The organism is Micromonospora lacuserhaii, from assembly GCF_036902735.1.
GTDB lineage: Bacteria > Actinomycetota > Actinomycetes > Mycobacteriales > Micromonosporaceae > Micromonospora.
Map to the genome: position 1 here is coordinate 1 of NZ_JBAKHO010000026.1, position 17,121 is coordinate 17,121.

At 72.9% G+C, this 17,121-nt stretch carries 15 protein-coding genes; 6 read left to right on the top strand and 9 right to left on the bottom strand.

The genetic code is table 11. From position 1 onward, the window contains the following. From V6U81_RS17275 to V6U81_RS17285, 3 genes are all read right to left on the bottom strand, one after another. On the bottom strand, positions 1 to 1,790 hold a 1,790-nt coding region (locus V6U81_RS17275), incomplete at its 3' end, for a type I polyketide synthase (RefSeq protein ID WP_334490605.1). Between the two features lie 179 nt (positions 1,791 to 1,969). Then, positions 1,970 to 3,376: an NAD(P)/FAD-dependent oxidoreductase gene (locus tag V6U81_RS17280; protein ID WP_334490607.1), complete on the bottom strand. Its 1,407-nt coding sequence runs from the start codon at positions 3,374 to 3,376 to the stop codon at positions 1,970 to 1,972. Next, positions 3,373 to 3,819 (bottom strand): SRPBCC family protein, encoded by a 447-nt coding sequence (locus V6U81_RS17285; RefSeq protein ID WP_334490609.1) that lies wholly within the window; start codon positions 3,817 to 3,819, stop codon positions 3,373 to 3,375. The genes V6U81_RS17280 and V6U81_RS17285 overlap by 4 nt, the downstream gene beginning before the upstream one ends. Positions 3,820 to 4,113: 294 nt before the next feature. Between V6U81_RS17285 and V6U81_RS17290 the strand changes: the two genes are divergently transcribed. Beyond that, positions 4,114 to 4,962 (top strand): mycofactocin-coupled SDR family oxidoreductase, encoded by an 849-nt coding sequence (locus V6U81_RS17290; protein WP_334490610.1) that lies wholly within the window; start codon positions 4,114 to 4,116, stop codon positions 4,960 to 4,962. Positions 4,963 to 5,001: 39 nt separating this feature from the next. Then, complete coding sequence (locus V6U81_RS17295) at positions 5,002 to 6,291, top strand: LLM class flavin-dependent oxidoreductase (RefSeq protein ID WP_334490611.1); 1,290 nt, start codon at positions 5,002 to 5,004, stop codon at positions 6,289 to 6,291. Between the two features lie 48 nt (positions 6,292 to 6,339). Here the strand turns inward: V6U81_RS17295 and V6U81_RS17300 are convergent, their stop codons facing one another. From V6U81_RS17300 to V6U81_RS17315, 4 genes are all read right to left on the bottom strand, one after another. Further along, positions 6,340 to 6,942: a TetR/AcrR family transcriptional regulator gene (locus V6U81_RS17300; protein ID WP_334490612.1), complete on the bottom strand. Its 603-nt coding sequence runs from the start codon at positions 6,940 to 6,942 to the stop codon at positions 6,340 to 6,342. 302 nt (positions 6,943 to 7,244) lie between these two features. Beyond that, on the bottom strand, positions 7,245 to 9,329 hold the full coding sequence (locus V6U81_RS17305) for an MMPL family transporter (protein WP_334490614.1): 2,085 nt from the start codon (positions 9,327 to 9,329) through the stop codon (positions 7,245 to 7,247). 115 nt (positions 9,330 to 9,444) lie between these two features. Then, on the bottom strand, positions 9,445 to 9,717 hold the full coding sequence (locus V6U81_RS17310; protein WP_334490615.1) for a PqqD family peptide modification chaperone: 273 nt from the start codon (positions 9,715 to 9,717) through the stop codon (positions 9,445 to 9,447). A gap of 100 nt (positions 9,718 to 9,817) precedes the next feature. Beyond that, the gene (locus V6U81_RS17315) at positions 9,818 to 10,420 is read right to left on the bottom strand and encodes a TetR/AcrR family transcriptional regulator (protein ID WP_334490616.1); all 603 of its coding nucleotides are present in this window, start codon (positions 10,418 to 10,420) and stop codon (positions 9,818 to 9,820) included. A gap of 83 nt (positions 10,421 to 10,503) precedes the next feature. Between V6U81_RS17315 and V6U81_RS17320 the strand changes: the two genes are divergently transcribed. After that, positions 10,504 to 12,117: an MFS transporter gene (locus tag V6U81_RS17320; protein WP_334490618.1), complete on the top strand. Its 1,614-nt coding sequence runs from the start codon at positions 10,504 to 10,506 to the stop codon at positions 12,115 to 12,117. A 155-nt stretch (positions 12,118 to 12,272) separates the two neighbouring features. On the opposite strand, the gene V6U81_RS17325 is transcribed toward V6U81_RS17320, so the two are convergent. Further along, positions 12,273 to 13,043 carry a thioesterase II family protein gene (locus tag V6U81_RS17325; RefSeq protein ID WP_334490619.1) on the bottom strand — a complete coding sequence of 257 codons (771 nt, stop codon included), beginning with the start codon at positions 13,041 to 13,043 and terminating at the stop codon, positions 12,273 to 12,275. A gap of 346 nt (positions 13,044 to 13,389) precedes the next feature. Between V6U81_RS17325 and V6U81_RS17330 the strand changes: the two genes are divergently transcribed. Continuing rightward, a complete protein-coding gene (locus V6U81_RS17330) occupies positions 13,390 to 14,256 on the top strand; it encodes a metallophosphoesterase family protein (protein WP_334490620.1) in 867 nt (288 codons plus the stop codon). Between the two features lie 115 nt (positions 14,257 to 14,371). Then, the gene (locus tag V6U81_RS17335; RefSeq protein WP_334490621.1) at positions 14,372 to 15,016 is read left to right on the top strand and encodes a LuxR C-terminal-related transcriptional regulator; all 645 of its coding nucleotides are present in this window, start codon (positions 14,372 to 14,374) and stop codon (positions 15,014 to 15,016) included. A gap of 68 nt (positions 15,017 to 15,084) precedes the next feature. On the opposite strand, the gene V6U81_RS17340 is transcribed toward V6U81_RS17335, so the two are convergent. Next, the gene (locus V6U81_RS17340) at positions 15,085 to 16,080 is read right to left on the bottom strand and encodes an aldo/keto reductase (protein WP_334490623.1); all 996 of its coding nucleotides are present in this window, start codon (positions 16,078 to 16,080) and stop codon (positions 15,085 to 15,087) included. A 156-nt stretch (positions 16,081 to 16,236) separates the two neighbouring features. Here V6U81_RS17340 and V6U81_RS17345 point away from each other — a divergent pair, with 156 nt between their 5' ends. Beyond that, a complete protein-coding gene (locus V6U81_RS17345; RefSeq protein WP_334490694.1) occupies positions 16,237 to 17,118 on the top strand; it encodes a helix-turn-helix transcriptional regulator in 882 nt (293 codons plus the stop codon). Positions 17,119 to 17,121: the final 3 nt, after the last annotated feature.

A 17,121-nucleotide genomic window follows, 5' to 3' on the forward strand; every position in this document is an offset into this window, starting at 1 on the left:
CACAGCACGTCCCGCAGCCCCGGGTCGAAACCCGCCAGCGCCGCGTCGAACGCCGCCGCGAAGCCGGGGTACGCGTCGTACAGGTCGCGGCCCATCCCGAGGCGCTGCGCGCCCTGGCCGGTGAAGAGCGCCGCGGTCGGGCCGGTCCGGGCAGTGCCGGACAGGCCGGCGCCGTCGGCGATCTGGGTCAGTGCCGCCAGCAGCGAGTCGCGATCCGCGCCCAGCGCGACCGCCCGGTGCGCGAAGAGGGACCGGCCGGCCAGGGTGGCCGCCACGTCGACCGGCGCGAGGTCCGGGTACGCCCGCAGGTGGGACGCGAGCCGGGCCGCCTGGTCCGCCAGGGCCGGCGCGGTCCGGGCCGAGAGCACCCAGGGCAGCACCGGGGGTATGCCGACGGCGCCGGTGCTCGGCTCGTCGGTGGCTGGCTCGCCGGTGGCCTGTTCGATGATGACGTGGGCGTTGGTGCCGCTGAGGCCGAAGGAGGAGACGGCCGCCCGGCGGGGCCGGTCCGGCGACGGCCACTCCCGGTTCTCGGTGAGCAGCTCCACCGCGCCGGCCGACCAGTCCACGTGTGGGGTGGGCCGGTCGACGTGCAGCGTCCGGGGCAGCACCCCGTGCCGCATCGCCTGCACCACCTTGATCACGCCGGCCACGCCGGAGGCGGCCTGGGTGTGGCTGATGTTCGACTTGATCGAGCCCAGCCACAGCGGCCGGCCGGCGGGACGGCCCTCCCCGTACGTGTCCAGCAGCGCCTGCGCCTCGATGGGGTCGCCCAGCGTCGTGCCGGTGCCGTGCGCCTCGACGAGGTCCACGTCGGCGGGGACCAGCCCGGCGCCGGCGAGGGCCTGGCGGATCACCCGCCGCTGGGAGGGCCCGTTGGGCGCGGTGAAACCGCTGGATGCGCCGTCGGAGTTGACCGCCGACCCGCGTACCACCGCGAGCACCGGGTGACCGTTGCGGCGGGCGTCGGAGAGCCGCTCGAGCAGCAGGACGCCGGCGCCCTCCGCGCAGCCGGTGCCGTCGGTGGCGGCGGCGAAGGACTTGCACCGGCCGTCCGCGGCGAGGCCGCGCTGGCTGCTGAAGTAGAGGAACATGTCCGGTGTGGACATCACCGTCACGCCGCCGGCCAGGGCCAGGGTGCAGTCGCCGCGGCGCAGCGCCTGGACCGCCCAGTGCAGGGCGACCAGGGACGAGGAGCAGGCCGTGTCGACCGAGACGGCCGGCCCCTCCAGGCCCAGCGTGTAGGCGACCCGGCCGCTGACGAGACTGCCGCCGCTGGTGCCGCCGGCGTCGTCACCGAGCCCGTAGTCGTGGTACATGACCCCGGCGAAGACGCCGGTGGGGCTGCCCCGCAGGGCGGTCGGGTCGATGCCGGCCCGTTCGCACGCCTCCCAGGAGATCTCCAGCAGGATCCGCTGCTGCGGGTCCATGTGCAGCGCCTCGCGCGGGCTGATGCCGAAGAACTCAGGGTCGAAGTCCCCCGCGTCGGGCAGGAAGCCGCCGTTGCGGGTGTAGGTCCGGCCGGGTTCGCCGGGGCGGGGGTCGTAGAGGTCGTCGACCGGCCAGCCCCGGTCGTCCGGGAACGCGCCCACCGCGTCGACCCCGTCGGCGACCAGCCGCCACAGCTCGTCCGGCGTGCCGACACCGCCCGGGTACCGGCAGGCCATCGCCACCACCGCCACCGGTTCGTCGTCCCCGCGCGCCTCCGCCTGGGCGAGTCGCCGACGCGCCTCCCGCAGGTCGGCCGTGGCGCGACGGAGATAACCAAGCAGTTTTTCCTCATTGTTCACAAGGACGACCCCGCATTTCCGTCGGCCCGTCGGCATTTCCGGGACACTTTTTCTCCGCCGTCCGAATCAATTCCGAATGCTGCCGGACCGCTTTGAAACTATTCAGCGGAACCGGGCGGGCCAACCCCTGCGACAACCCCGACGACCCCTTAACCCGGCGGTCGCCGCGGCCGGCACCGTCACCACTCGGGCGGCACCGTCTCCCGCGCGGTCACCAGGTCGCCGAGCTGCGGGAACTGCGCTATCGCCTCCGGCGCGGTCAGCAGCGGCCGGCGCGGGCCACGCAGCACGGACCAGAGCACCCGCGGCGTCATCATCGACGTCGGCGGCGCCATCTGCGCGGCCACCCGGAATAGCGCACCGGCGACCCGCGGGTCCGCCCCGGCGGTCACGGTGTACCGGGCCGCCATCCGCTGCTGGCCGGCGCTGGGCGGCTTGCTGACCGTGGAGCTGGCCTCGGGGAACCAGCGGTCGGCGCCGAGCGCCATCTGCCACGGCCCGTCGGCGGCCTTCGCGACGTCCTTCTGGACCCGCCGGGACAGCCCGCGCACCAGGCCCTTGCGGTCGAGCGCCGCGCGGAAGGCGACGGCGCTGCGGGCGGCCACCGACATTCCGGTGGCGTACGTCGGGTTGACCACCGAGGCGGAGTCGCCCAGGGCCAGGAAGCCGTCCGGCACCGGCAGCTTGTCGTAGAACCGCCGCCGGCTGGCCAGGTCCTTGTAGGACCGGATCTCGCTGACCGGCTTCGCGTGCTCCAGCAGGTCGGCGACGATCGGGTGGCGCAGGTTCCGGGCGAACTTCAGGAACCCGGCCTCGTCGGTCGGCGGCTGCCCGCCCCGGGTGCCGATCAGCGCGACGATCCACCGGCCCTGCTCGTTGGGGACGAGCGCGAGGCCCTGCCCGGGTCGGCCGGTGGCCGGCTGGGCCTGGATGAGGATGCCGGGGAATCCCTCGTGGAAGCCGGCGGGCGCCTCGAAGAAGCGGCTGGAGTAGGCGAAGCCCGCGTCCACGACGTCCTCCCGGACGGCGGGCAGGCCGAGGTCGGTGAGCCACTGCGGCGCCTTGGACCGGCGGCCGGTCGCGTCCACCACGAAGTCGGCGGAGACGGTCGTGGTGCCGCCGTCGCGCCCGGCGAGCCGTACGCCGGTGACTCGGTTGGCGTCGCCGAGCAGCCCGGTCGCGGTGGTGTTCTGGACGACCCGGATCCGGCCGTCGCGCAGGGCGTGCTCGCGCACCACGTGGTCGAGCAGGACCCGGCTGCACGCCAGGACGAAGGGCTCCTGGGCCTCGGTGCGCCGGTACCACCCGCCGGCGGAGAGCACCAGGAAGCCGCCGAGCAGTTCGCGGCGCTGGGCGCCGGCCCGCTCCAGCGCGGCGGCGACGCCGGGCAGCAGCGAGTCCAGGGCGAGCACCCCGCCGCCCATCAGCATGTGGTTGTGGTGGGCCTGCGGCAGTCCGCGCCGGTGCTGGGGGCCGTCCGGCAGCTCGTCGTGCTCGTAGACGGTGACGGTGTCGGCGTGCGGCAGCAGGGCGGTGGCGGCGAGCATCCCCGCGAAGCCGCCGCCCAGGACGACCGCGCTGGTCACCGGTTGCTGCCGGCGGCAGCGGCGCGACGGCGCGCCTCGTTCCCGAGCTCCTGCAGCGTGCGCCGGAGGTCCCGCTGCATGGCCTTGAGGTAGAACAGCTTGAAGATCGGCACGAAGCCGCCGTGCAGTTCGTTCTGGCGGCGGACGGTCACCTTGCCCGGCCCGGCCTGCGTGAAGGTGTTCTCGATGACCATCTTGCCGCCCGGCATCCGCGACTCGGTGGCGTAGAAGCGCTCCGGCTCGACCTTCAGCACGACGAACGAGCCGAGCGGGGCGCCCTTCGGCCTGGTCCAGCCGATGGCGCCCGGCTCGAAGGCGCCCTCGAAGCGGGAGACCTTGAAGTGGGGGTCCCACTGTGCCCAGTTCGCCACGTCGATGGCCGTCCGCCAGACCGTGGCGAGATCGCCGTCGATCGTGGCCGTTTCGCTGAATCTGCACAGCATCGGGATACCTCGCGTCCTTTTAATGGTCGGCAACCGGCCTTCATCCGCGTGTTATTCAAGCGTGGCGTGGTTTTGGACGCCAGACACCCGCTCCCCCTGAGAACGCCTGCCCACCCCTACCATTTCCGTGGACCTGGAGTGAGCCCCTAAGTCTGGTGCGGGCGCGCACTTTAGGGGTCCGTCCGGAGCCGGATTCTCTGGTGGGGTTGGTAGGAAGTTCCGCAGGCCGTCGACGGCACAGGTTGATCGCTGGCGCCGGCGAATTCAACGAACCCATTCACCGAGGAGGGCCTGATGGGCCGAGTCGAAGGCAAGGTCGTGGCGATCACCGGCGCGGCGCGGGGGCAGGGCCGCAGCCACGCGGTACGGCTGGCCGAGGAGGGCGCCGACATCATCGCGCTCGACATCTGCCAGGAGAGCGGCGTCACGCCGTACCCGCTGGCCACCAGCGAGGAGCTGGACGAGACCGCCCGCCTGGTGGAGAAGGCCGGCCGGCGGGTCTTCACGAAGATCGTCGACGTCCGCGACCGGGCCGCACTGCAGGCCGCGATCGACGAGGGCGTCGCCGCGCTCGGCGGCCTGCACGTGGTCGTCGCCAACGCCGGCATCTCGGCGCTGGGCGCGGACAAGCCGGTGGAGGCGTTCACCGAGACCATCGACGTGAACCTCAACGGCGCGATCAATACCGTGCACGCCGCCCTGCCGCACCTCGGCGAGGGCTCGTCGATCATCGTGATCGGCTCGGCGGTGGGCCTGATCCCGGGTCACGGCGACCCCGGCCCGATGGGCCCGGGCGGGGCCGGCTACTCGGTGGCCAAGCAGACGCTGGTGCTCTACGTCAACTCGCTGGCGCTCCAGCTCGCCCCCTCCAACCGGCGGATCAACGCGGTGCACCCGGCGAACTGCAACACCCCGATGATCCAGAACGACACCATGTACGGCATCTTCCGCCCGGACCTCGAGAACCCCACGAAGGAGGACGGCGAGCAGGGCTTCTACGCCTTCCAGGCGATGCCGATCCCGTACGTGGAGCCGGTCGACGTCTCGCACGCCGTCACCTACCTCGCCTCCGACGAGTCGCGGTACGTGACCGGGCTCCAGCTCAAGGTCGACGCCGGCGCCCTCGTCAAGCGCGGCGCCTGAGCCGGCCGGCGTCACACTCCATTTCGGAAGGATCAGCAGATGCGCTTCGGCCTGCTCTACCACCACCAGATTCCCCGGCCGTGGTCCGAGGACAGCGAGGAACGACTGCTCCGTGAGTCCCTGGAGCAGATCGAGCTCGCCGACAAGCTCGGCTTCGACTACGCCTGGGCCACCGAACACCACTTCCTCGACGAGTACTCGCACGCCTCCGCGCCGGAGGTCTTCCTCGCCGCCGCGGCGGCGCGTACCAAGCAGATCCGGCTGGCCCACGGCATCGTGTCGCTGCCGCCGGCGGTCAACCACCCGGTCCGGGTCGCCGAACGGCTCGCCACGCTCGACCTGATCTCCGGCGGCCGGGTGGACTTCGGCACCGGCCAGGGCAGCACCCAGATGGAGCTGGCCGCGTTCGGCGTCGACCGGGCGACCAAGCGCGAGCAGTGGCGCGAGGCGCTCGGCGTGGTCACCCGGATGATGACCGAGACCCCGTTCACCGGGCACCAGGGTCAGTGGGTCGACGTGCCGCCGCGCAACGTCGTGCCGAAGCCCAAGCAGAAGCCGCACCCGCCGCTCTGGGTGGCGTGCAGCTCGCCGGAGACGATCGAGGCCGCCGCCCGCAACGGGATGGGCGCGCTGTCGCTGGCGTTCGTCACCGTCGAGGAGGCGGCGCAGTGGGCCGAGACGTACTACCGGACCATCGAGTCCGACGAGTGCGTGCCGGTCAGCCAGGCGGTCAATCCGAACTTCTCGGTGGTCATGCCGTTCATGTGCCACCAGGACGAGGAGGTGGCCCTGGACCGCGGCCTCGACGGCGCGCACTTCTTCGGGTACGCCTTCATGCACTACTACATCCACGGCGCCCACCACCCGGGCACCACCGACCTGTGGGCCGAGTTCGAGCAGATGCGGGGCGTCTACGGCTTCGTCCGGGACCGCGACCCCGCGATGGACGCGGCGATGGACCCGACGGTCAAGGCACGGCTCGACGCCCAGCGGCGCGCGATCGGCACGCCGGAGCAGCTGGCCGCGGTGGTCCGCCAGTACGAGGAGGCCGGCGTCGACCAGATGGTCTTCCAGGTGCAGATCGGGAACACCAAGCACGAGCACATCATGGAGTCGCTGGAGCTGTTCGCCCGCGAGGTCATGCCGGAGTTCACCGCCCGGCGGTCGGCCAGCGACGCGGCCAAGGCGGAGCGGCTGGCGGTGCCGGTGAAGGCGGCGCTGAGCCGGGTGCCGCAGGCGAAGGTCGACGTCTCCGACTACACGGTGGTCACCGACATGCAGCAGGGGCCGCCGCCGGCCGAGGCGCCGGCGCCGGCGCAGGCCGGGTAGCCACCGGCAGGTACGGAACCGAGAGCGTCTGACCCGGCCCAGCCGGGATCAGGCGCTCTTTTCCGTCAGGTCGCCCGCCCGGTGCCGCGCGGTGATGATCCGCAGCGCGGTCGCGACGTCGTGACCGGAGGGCGAGTGTTCCGGGTCGATCAGCCACTGGGCGAGCAGGCCGGTCAGCAGCGCCTGGTAGAACGAGCCGACCGCGCGGGACTCCGCCTCACCGGCGCCCTCGGCGACGGTGCCGAACATCTGGGCCAGGCCCTGACGCCCCTGCTCCAGGCCGGAGGAGAGGATCTCCTTCACGGCCGGCACGTGGTCGACGTGGGAGATCGCCTCGAAGCTGGCCAACAGCACCTGCCGGTGCTTGGCGAAGAGGGCGATGATCTCCGTCCAGATGACCTCGAACTGGGCCATCGGCTCCAGGTCGCTGACGGCGTGGGTGGAGAGCGTACGGGCCAGCTCCGTGCCCCAGTCCCCGATCGCCTCGATCAGCGCCTGGTTGAGCAGGGCCTCCTTCGACCCGAAGTGGTAGCCGATGGAGGCGAGGTTCGTCCCCGAGGCCGCCACGATGTCCCGCGCCGTCGTGCGGGCGTATCCCTTCTCGGCCAGGCAGCGCTTCGCGCCGACCAGCAGGGCCTCACGATGTCCCATCGACCGTCGGGGCCACGACCGGGAAGGCCGCTGCCCCGTACCTCCTCCGCGCCGTCCGTCTGGTGCCGGATGCGGTGGTCGCGGTCATCGGCGACCTCCGCGGTACGTCGAGCCGTACCGCACCTGGCAGCCACTTTACTTCGTCCCCGCCGGGCGACCGGTATGTCGGATCGGCGGGATCCGGGTGGGACGGTCCGGCGGACGGCCCGGACCGGGACAGGGAGCAGCGCCCGGGCCACGGGGGAGGCCCAGGCGCTGCACGTGCCGGAGAGGCGGGCGGGTGACCCGCCTCCCCGACGGCTTCAGGGGGTCGGCACCAGTGGCGGCCGGGCGGCGGCCGGCGCGGACTGCGCCGGCGACTCCCGGCTGAGCCGGCTCGGCCACCAGATCCGCGGGCCGATGTGCACGGCCAGCGCGGGGATGAGCAGGGTCCGCACGATGAACGTGTCGAGCAGGATGCCCACCGCGACGAAGATGCCGATCTGGATGGAGGGCACCAGCGGCAGGGCGATGAAGGTGGAGAAGGTCGCGGCGAGCACGAGGCCGGCGCTGGTGATCACCCCGCCGGTCACCGTCAGCGCGTGCAGGACGCCCCGCCGGGTGCCCATCCGGCGGCTCTCCTCACGGGCCCGGGTCATCAGGAAGATGGTGTAGTCGACGCCCAGGGCGACCAGGAAGAGGAACGCCTCCAGCGGCATGCCGTAGGAGATGTTGGCGTAGCCGAGGGCGTGCAGGATGAAGCCGGTCAGGCCCAGGGCCGCCGCGAACGACAGCACCACGCTGAGGATCAGCAGGATCGGTGCCACCAGGGCCCGCAGCAGCAGGATGAGCACGAGCAGCACCACGCCCAGGATCAGCGGCATGATCAGGAAGTCGTCCCGCTCGGCGGCCGTGGCGGTGTCGAGCTCGACGGCGCTCATTCCACCGACCACCGCGTCCGAGCCGGGCACCGCGTGGACGGCGTCCCGCAGCCGCTCCACGGTCCGCTGGGCGGCGGCGCTGGCCGGCGGGTCGGTCAGCACCGCCGAGATGGCGACCCACCGCCCGTCGGCCGACGGCAGCGGAGCCTGCACGCTCGCCACGCCGGGGACACCACCGGCCGCGGTGGCGACCGCGCTGGCGGAGCCCGTCGTCGCGATGATCTGGGCCGGGCCGGTCGAGCCGCCCGGGAAGTGCTGATCGATCATCTTCTGGGCCCGGACCGAGCCGACATCGTCGGCGAAGTAGTCGGTGCTGGGCAGGCCGAGGTGCAGGTTGGTGGCGCCGAAGACCATCGCGGCGAGCACCACCGCGGTGCCGATCCAGACGGCGCGCGGCCGCCGGCCGACGAACCGGGCGAGGCCGCCGTAGATCCGGTGCTGCGCCGTCGGTGCGGGCGCGTTCTCGGTGTAGCGCGGCACGAACGGCCAGAAGACCCAGCGGCCCAGCACCAGCAGCAGGGCCGGCAGCAGCGTGGTCATCGCCACCAGCGCGGTCACGATCCCCACCGCGCCGACCGCGCCGAGGCTGCGGTTGGAGTTGAGCTGGGCGAAGAGCATGCAGAGCAGGGCCGCGGTGACGGTGGCCGCCGAGGCCAGGATCGCGCCGAACGACGCCCGCAGCGCGGCGCCCATGGCCCGGTGCCGGTCGGGGTGGCGGCGCAGTTCCTCGCGGTAGCGGCCGATCAGCAGCAGCGCGTAGTCGGTGCCGACGCCGAACACCAGGACCGTGAAGATGCTGCGGCTCTGCGGGTCGACGGTGAGGTCGGCGTACCGGGCCAGCAGGTAGACCACCGCGGTCGCGACCTGGCTGGCGAGAGCGACCGCGAAGAGCGGTACGGCCCAGAGGATCGGGCTGCGGTACGTGATGAGCAGCAGCAGCGCGACGATGCTGCCGGTGGCGATGAGGACGGTGACCTCCATGCCGGAGAACGCCTCGTCGATGTCCGTACCGGCGCCGCTTGACCCGCCGAGCGCCGAGCGCAGGTCGCCGGGCGCGTCGGCCAGGTGCTTCTTGATGGTGACGCTGTTGGCGGCCTGGGCGTCCTCGTCGCCCGCGAGCGAGAAGGCCAGCAGCAGCGCCTTGCCGTCCTGACTCTTCACCGCCGGCGGGATGGCACCGTCGCGGGCGAAGCCGAGGAAGGCCGCCCGGTCCTGCTCGACCCGGCCGGCGTCCGCGGCGGTCACGCCCGACGCCCGGTTGTAGACCACCACCGCCAGGTGGGCGTCGAGGCCGGGGAACTGCTGTTCCACCCGGTTGAAGGCCTCGGTGGCCTCTGCCGAGTGCGGCAGCCAGACCACGCCGTCACTCTGCTGGTAGTCGCCGAGCTTCATGGCCATCGGTGTGACACCGACGGCCACCCCCAGCCACAGCATGAAGACTGCCCACTTGCACCATTTCCAGGCCACCGCACACTCCCTCCGTCGGGATCCATCCTGTGCGGACGGCGGCGGGATGGACACCGGCCCGGCACCCCTATCGTTGGTGGGCCTAACCCCCCAAAGTCGGTGGGGCGTGGGGCCGTCAGGGCAGCTCGACCCTTACCAGCCCGGCGTCACACCACTCCTCCACCCAGATGTCGACCTCGGCGCGCATGTTGACCGGGTCGATGTCCCAGAGCTCCGCCAGCATGTCGGCGGCGGCGGCGCACTGCCCCTCGTGCTGGCGCAGCGCCATCCACACGGCCGCGCCGATGCGCCCGCACCGGATCCGCCGGCCGGTGTCGCCGAGGAGGAACTCGAGGTGGCCGTCCTCGAGCATCCGTGACGTGACGCCCCGCGCCGGTCCCACTCGCACGTTGCCCCCCGTACCTTCGGATGCCGCGGGAGATCCCCGCCAGCTCGCCCGTCGTCCGGCGCCGCCTCGGCGCGGTGCGCCGCCGGCTGCCGTACTCCGATCAGCCCTGCGCGGACGTCTCCACGTCCGCTACGACGGTGGACATGATGCTCTCCAGGGCCTGGGCCAGCTCCCGGCCGGACGGGGCACGTTCGTCGTCGACGAGCCACTGCGCCATCACGCCGGTGACGAGCGCCTGGTAGAAGGATCCCACCGCCCATGCTTCGGCGCCGTCCCGGACCGGGTCCAGGTCGTGCAGCATCCGGGCGAGACCGTAGCGGGCCTGTTCCATGCCGGCCGCGAGCTGCTCGCGTACCTGCGGCACGTGGTCGACCTGGGCCAGGAACTCGAAGCTGGCCACCCAGGTGCGCCGGTGCCTGATCACCACGTCGACCAGGCGGGTCCAGGTCGCCTCGAAGCGTTCCAGCGCGTTCTGCCCCTCCTCGGGCGGTTCCGCCACGGCGCGGGCGATCTCGTCGCCCCAGTCCTGCACGGCGTCGATGAGGGCGGCGTTGAGCAGCGCCTCGGTGCTCTTGAAGTGGTAGCCGATGGCGGCCAGGCTGACCCCCGCCTCGGCGGCGATGTCGCGGGCGGTGGTGCGCGGATACCCGTTCTGGTACAGGCATCGCTTCGCAGCGGCCAGGAGGGCTTCGCGATTTCCCATGCCGCAGAGCGTAGCTCAGATCTATACGGATGTTTTAGAAAGATGTCGTGGACGTTTGTTTCATACGGTTGTACAGTACGGGAATGACTGACCTGGAAGCGACGGCCGGCGCCGAGCCCGGCGCCAAGGCGACCGCCAAGGAATGGCTGGGACTGAGCGTCCTGACCCTGGTTTGCCTGCTTCTCACCATGGACATCGGCGTCCTGTACTTCTCGGTTCCACTGATGAGTGCCGATCTCGAGCCCTCCGGCTCGCAGCTCCTGTGGATCATGGACAGCTACGGGTTCGCGCTCGCCGGCCTGCTGATCACCATGGGGTGGCTCGGCGATCGGATCGGCCGCCGCAAGGTGCTGGTCATGGGGGCCATCCTCTTCGGCACCGCGTCCGCGCTCGCGGCGTACTCGACCAGCCCCGAGATGCTCATCGCCTCGCGCGCCCTGCTGGGCATCGGCGCCGCGACCCTCACCCCGACCACGCTGGCGCTCATCCGCAGCATGTTCCACGACCCCAACCAGCGCAAGACCGCCATCGCGGTGTGGAGCGGGGCGCTCACCGGCGGCGCGACCCTCGGCCCGATCATCGGTGGCCTGTTGCTGGAGAAGTTCTGGTGGGGGTCCGTCTTCCTCATCAACGTCCCGGTGATGGTCCTGCTGGTGGTGCTCGCGCCGATCGTGCTGCCCGAGCAGCGCGACCCGTCGCCGGCCCGGTTCGACCTGCTGGGCGTCACCCTCTCCCTCGCCGCGATCCTGCCGACGATCTGGGGCATCAAGGAGCTCGCGGTCAACGGCTACAGCAACGCGGCGGTCGCCGCCATCGTGGTCGGCGTCCTCTTCGGCTGGGCGTTCATCCAGCGCCAGCGCACCCGTGAGCACCCGCTCATCGACCTGGTGCTGTTCCGGTCGCGGGCCTTCACCGGCTCCGTCATCGTCAACCTGATGGTGATGCTGGCCTTCGTCGGCATCAGCCTCTTCACCAACCAGTTCATGCAGCTGGTGCTCGGCAAGAGCCCGTTCGTGGCCGCCCTGTGGTCGCTGGCGGTCGCACCGGCCATCGGCATCGCGATCGGCGTCACCACCGCGGTGTCCAAGAAGGTCCGTCCGGGCTACATCATCTCCGGCGGCCTGCTGCTGATGACCGCGGGCTTCATCGTGCTGACCCAGGTCAGGGTGACCTCGCACATCCTGTTCCTGCTGGGTGGCGTGGCCTGCCTGGCCGCCGGCATGCTGGTGGCCAAGACGCTGATCGCCGAGATCATCGTCACCGCCGCCCCGGCGGAGCGCGCCGGCTCGTCCGCGGCGGTCTCCGAGACCGCCAGCGAGTTCGGTGGCGCGCTGGGCTTCGCCGTCCTGGGCAGCGTCGGCACCGCCGTCTACCACCGGGAGATGCTCGACGTGCAGATTCCGGGCGCGCCGGAGGCCGTCGTCGAGGCGGCCCGCGGCACGCTCGGCGGTGCCACGGCCGTGGCGGCGAACCTGCCGGAGGGCATCGGCAACGCGCTGCTCGCCACCGGGCGGCTCGCGTTCACCCACGGCCTCAACAACGCCGCCCTGGCCGGGGCCATCGCCATGGCGGTGGTCGCGGTGCTGACGGGTTACCTGCTGCGCAACGTCCCCGTCTCGCCGGCCGGCGCGGCGACGAGCGAAGGGGCGGAGGCGACGGCGTCGCCGCAGACCGGCACGGTCGACGCCTCGGCGTAGTCAGTCATGCTCGGCCCCGGCGCCGGTGAAGCCACGGCTTCACCGGCGCCGCTCCGCGTCGGGGGCGACGGCGTCCGCCCGTGGGCCGCCACCACCGACCGGGTACGGAGAACGGGGCCGCCCCCTGAGGGACGGCCCCGTCGACGTGTCCGGGCTCAGCCGGGGAGCCGCACGGCCGGCACCAGCTCCTCGGCCAACAGGTCGATCACCCGGGTCGCCTGCCGGACCAGATAGAAGTGCCCGCCGGGAAAGACCCGCAGGTCCATCCGTCCGGTGGTGTGCGCCGACCAGGCCCGCGCCTCGTCCATGCTGGTCATCGCGTCGCTGTCCCCGGTCAGCACGGTCACCGGGCACTGGAGCACCGGGCCGGGCCGGTGCCGGTACGTCTCGACCGCCCGGTAGTCGTTGCGGATCACCGGCAGGAACATCTGCTGCAACTCGGGATCGGTCAACAGCCGGCTGTCGGTCCCCTCCAGCTGCCGCAGCTCCGCGAGGATGCCGGCGTCGTCGCGCAGGTGCACCGACTCGTCCCGGTAGCGCGACGGCGCGCGCCGCCCTGACGCGAAGACGTGGGTGAGGCGGTGCCGGCCGGCCCGTTCGAGCCGCAGGCCCACCTCGTACGCCAGGATCGCGCCCATGCTGTGCCCGAAGAAGGCCAACCGGCGGTCGTCCAGCGGGGCGAGCGCCGCCGCGATCCCGTCCGCGAGGGCGTGCAGATCGCCGACGGGCGGTTCGGAGCGGCGGTCCTGCCGGCCGGGGTACTGCACGCCGAGGACCTCCATCCGCGGCGCCAGGGCGGCGGAGACCGGGAAGTAGAAGCTCGCCGAGCCACCGGCGTGCGGGAAGCAGACCAGCCGTAGGTCACCGCCGGGCGCGGGATGGAATCGGCGGAACCACGGACCGGGATCGGGCGCTTGCTCGGTCACTCGGGACGTCCTTTCGGTGGGCCGGGCCGCGCGGGGGCGCCGACGTCCTGCCCGGCGCCGCCGTACCCGTTGCCGCCGGACCCGCCGGCGCGGCCGGGCGCACGTCGCGCGGGATCTGCCGGCGGACGGTCTGCGCGAACTGATCGTTCGGACGCTATGGGCCGCCGGGAGGGCCCGCCAACCCTTAGCGCCCCCTGACTCGGGGCCGGCCGGACGGGCACGCGGTGGGCGTCCCCGCGTGCCCGGCGATAGGGGTTGGCCCGGTCACCGGCGGCTGGCTAGCGTCGGTACACCGGATCGGCCGGCACTCGGCGGGGGCGGACGGAGAGCATCGGGAGCGGCGGCCATGACGACCGGTAGCCTGCTGGCCACCAGCGACCTGCACGTGGCCCACCCCGCCAACCGCGCCATCGTCGAGGGGCTCCGCCCGGAGCACGACGACGACTGGCTGATCGTCGCGGGCGACGTCGGCGAGACCTTCGCCGACATCGAGTGGGCCCTCGGCCTGCTGAGCGCCCGCTTCGCCCGGGTGATCTGGGCGCCGGGCAACCACGAGCTGTGGACGCCCCGATCGGATCCGGTGCAGTTGCGCGGCGACGAGCGCTACCGCGCCCTGGTCGCCATGTGCCGCGGGCTCGACGTGCTGACCCCGGAGGACGACTACCCGGTCTGGGCGGGGCCCGGCGGCCCGGTGACGATCGCTCCCCTGTTCGTCCTCTACGACTACTCGTTCCGCGTCCCGGGCGCGGCCGACAAGCAGCAGTCCCTGGAGCGCGCGTACGCCGCCGGGGTGGTGTGCACCGACGAGATGCTGCTGCACCCCGATCCGTATCCGAGCCGGGAGGCCTGGTGCGCGGCCCGGCTGGAGGTGACCCGGCGGCGGCTGGCGGCCTGCGATCCGGCGCTGCCCACGGTGCTGGTCAACCACTTCCCGCTGGTCCGGGAGCCCACCGACATCCTGCGGTACCCGGAGTTCGCCCAGTGGTGCGGCACCACCGCCACCGCCGACTGGCACCGCCGGTTCCGCGCCGCGGTCAGCGTCTACGGCCACCTGCACATCCCCCGGACGACCTGGCACGACGGCGTACGGTTCGTCGAGGTGTCGCTGGGCTACCCGCGCGAGTGGGGCGCCCGCCCGGGGCCGCCGCAGGTGCTCCGGCACGTCTTCGCCCCGGCCCACGCCGCCGCGCCGGGGCTGGCCGCCCGGCGGTGACGGCACCTCCGGTGCGGCCCGGGCCGATAGGATCCACCCGACCCGCCGGGCCGGGGGCGGGCCGCGTACCGGCCCGTGACCGGCGACCCCGGATCGACTCGACGATGGAGCCCGCGTGCGTGTTGTCCTTGCCGAGGACCTGGCCCTGCTACGGGACGGGTTGATCCGCCTGCTGGAGGCGTACGACTTCGAGGTGGTGGCGGCGGTCGACAACGGCCCGGCGCTGGTGCACGCGTTGATCACGCACCGGCCCGACGTGGCGGTGGTCGACGTCCGGCTGCCGCCGACCCAGACCGACGAGGGGTTGCGGGCGGTCATCGAGGCCCGCAACGAGGTGCCCGGCCTGCCGGTGCTCGTCCTGTCCCAGCACGTCGAGCAGCTCTACGCCCGCGAGCTGCTCTCCGACCGCAACGGCGGCGTCGGCTACCTGTTGAAGAGCCGGGTCTCCGACATCGGGCAGTTCATCGACGCGGTGCGCCGGGTGGCCGCCGGTGGTACGGCCCTCGACCCGGAGGTCGTGTCACAGCTGCTGGCCCGGAACACCCACCACGAGCCGCTGCGCGACCTGACCGCCCGGGAGCGGGAGGTACTCGCCCTGATGGCCGAGGGGCGGTCGAACGCCGCGATCGCCGCAAAGATGTTCGTCACCGAGAAGGCCGTCGGCAAGCACATCACCAACCTGCTGGGCAAGCTGGGCCTGCCGCCGTCCGACGACGACAACCGCCGGGTGCTGGCGGTGCTGGCCTACCTCAACGCCTGACCACACCTCCGGACGTCGCCGGCCGGGCCCGGGCCGGGCGGGAGCCCGGACCGGCCGACGCCGTCCGCTCAGCGCTCGCTGTCGAGCATCGCCATCTGGGCCTGCGGATACCGGTCCCCCGCCGCCGCGCCAGGCGGCACCGCCGCCTCGATGGCGGCCAGGTCCGCCTCGTCGAGCGTCAGCTCCGCGGCGGCCAGGGCCTCCGCGAGCCGGTCCCGGCGGCGGGCGCCGACCAGCGGCACGACGTCCGTGCCGCGGGACAGCACCCAGGCGATGGCGACCTGGGCCGGGGTGACTCCCCGCTGGTCGGCCACCGCACGCAACGCCTCCACCAGGCTCAGGTTGTGGGCCAGGTTCTCCCCGGTGAAGCGGGGGCTGTGCGCCCGGAAGTCGGTCGCGGCCAGCGCGCGGTCCGCGGACCACCGGCCGGAGAGCAGGCCGCGGGACAGCACCCCGTAGGCGGTGACGCCGATGCCGAGTTCCCGGGCGGCGGGCAGCACCTCGGCCTCGACACCCCGACTCAGCAGCGAGTACTCGATCTGCAGGTCGACGATCGGGTGCACGGCGGCGGCCCGGCGCAGCGTCTCGGCACCCACCTCGGACAGGCCGACGTGCCGGACGTACCCGGCCTCGACCAGTTCGGCGATCGCGCCGACGGTCTCCTCGATCGGCACCGCCGGATCGAGCCGGGCCGGCCGGTAGACGTCGACGTGGTCAGTGCCGAGCCGGCGCAGCGTGTACGTCAGCCACGTCTTCACGGCCGCCGGGCGGGCGTCGAACCCGAGCCACTCGCCGCCGGGTCCGCGCAGCGCGCCGAACTTGACGCTGATCGTCACCGCGTCCCGGTCCCGGCCGGCGAGGGCGTCCCGGATCAGCAGCTCGTTGTGGCCCATGCCGTAGAAGTCGCCGGTGTCGATCAGGGTCACCCCGGCGTCCAGCGCGGCGTGGATGGTGGCGATGCTCTCGGCGTCCTCCGACGGGCCGTACATGCCGGACATGCCCATGGCACCGAGGCCGAGGGCCGAAACGGTCGGCCCGGTGGCGCCCAACTGACGGTTGATCATGTCTGCTCCTCCAGCTTCGTGTCCCGACCACTGTGCGACGGTGACCGGGGGCTCGGGCAGAGCAGGCTCAGCCTGGGATCGCCGATCCCTGGCTGTGGCGGGCGCGGCTGGGGCAGCCTGGTACGCGTGAGCGAGGCGACGGGTGGGGCGGGGCGGATGCAACGCGTGGAGCTGGCCGACTTCCTGCGCCGGCACCGGGAGCGGCTGCGCCCGGCCGACGTGGGGTTGCCGGTGGGGTCCCGCCGGCGGACGCCGGGGCTCCGCCGGGAGGAGGTGGCCGCGCTGGCCAACGCCTCCCCGGACACGTACGTCCGGTTGGAGCAGGGGCGCGGCCCGCAACCGTCGGAGAGCATGCTCGCGGCGATCGCCCGCGCGCTGCGGCTGACCACGGACGAGCGCGATCACCTGTTCCACCTGGCCGGCCGCCGCCCGCCGGCGGTCCACCGCCCGACCGGCCACGTCCGGCCCGGCCTGCTCACCCTGCTGGACCACCTGGTCGACCTGCCCGCGCAGGTGATCGACGACCTCGGGGTCACGGTGGCGCAGAATCCGCTCGCCCGGGCGCTGCTGGGCGACGACGCCCGGCACTCGGGTTGGCGACGCAGCTTCGCGTGGCGGTGGTTCACCGACCCGGCGGCCCGCGCCCTGTACCCGGCCGAGGACCACGACCGGCAGTCCCGGGTGATCGTGGCGGACCTGCGGGCCACGGCGGCCCGCCGGCACGGCGACGCGGACGTGGCCGATCTGGTCGGACGGCTGCGCGCGGGCAGCGAGGAGTTCGCGCGGCTCTGGGCGACCCACGACGTGGCGGTGCGCCGCTTCGACCGCAAGACGCTGCTGCATCCGGTGGTCGGCGCGGTCGAGGTCGACTGCGAGACCCTGGTCACCGCCGATGCGTGCCAGAAGCTGCTGGTGCTGACCCCGAGGTCGGGCACCGACGCGGCCGAGCGACTGCGCCTGCTGCGGGTGATCGGCACCCAGGAGCTGGAATCGGCGGTGAGCGGGGTGTCCCCCGACCCGGGAATGAACCGCGGCTGACCG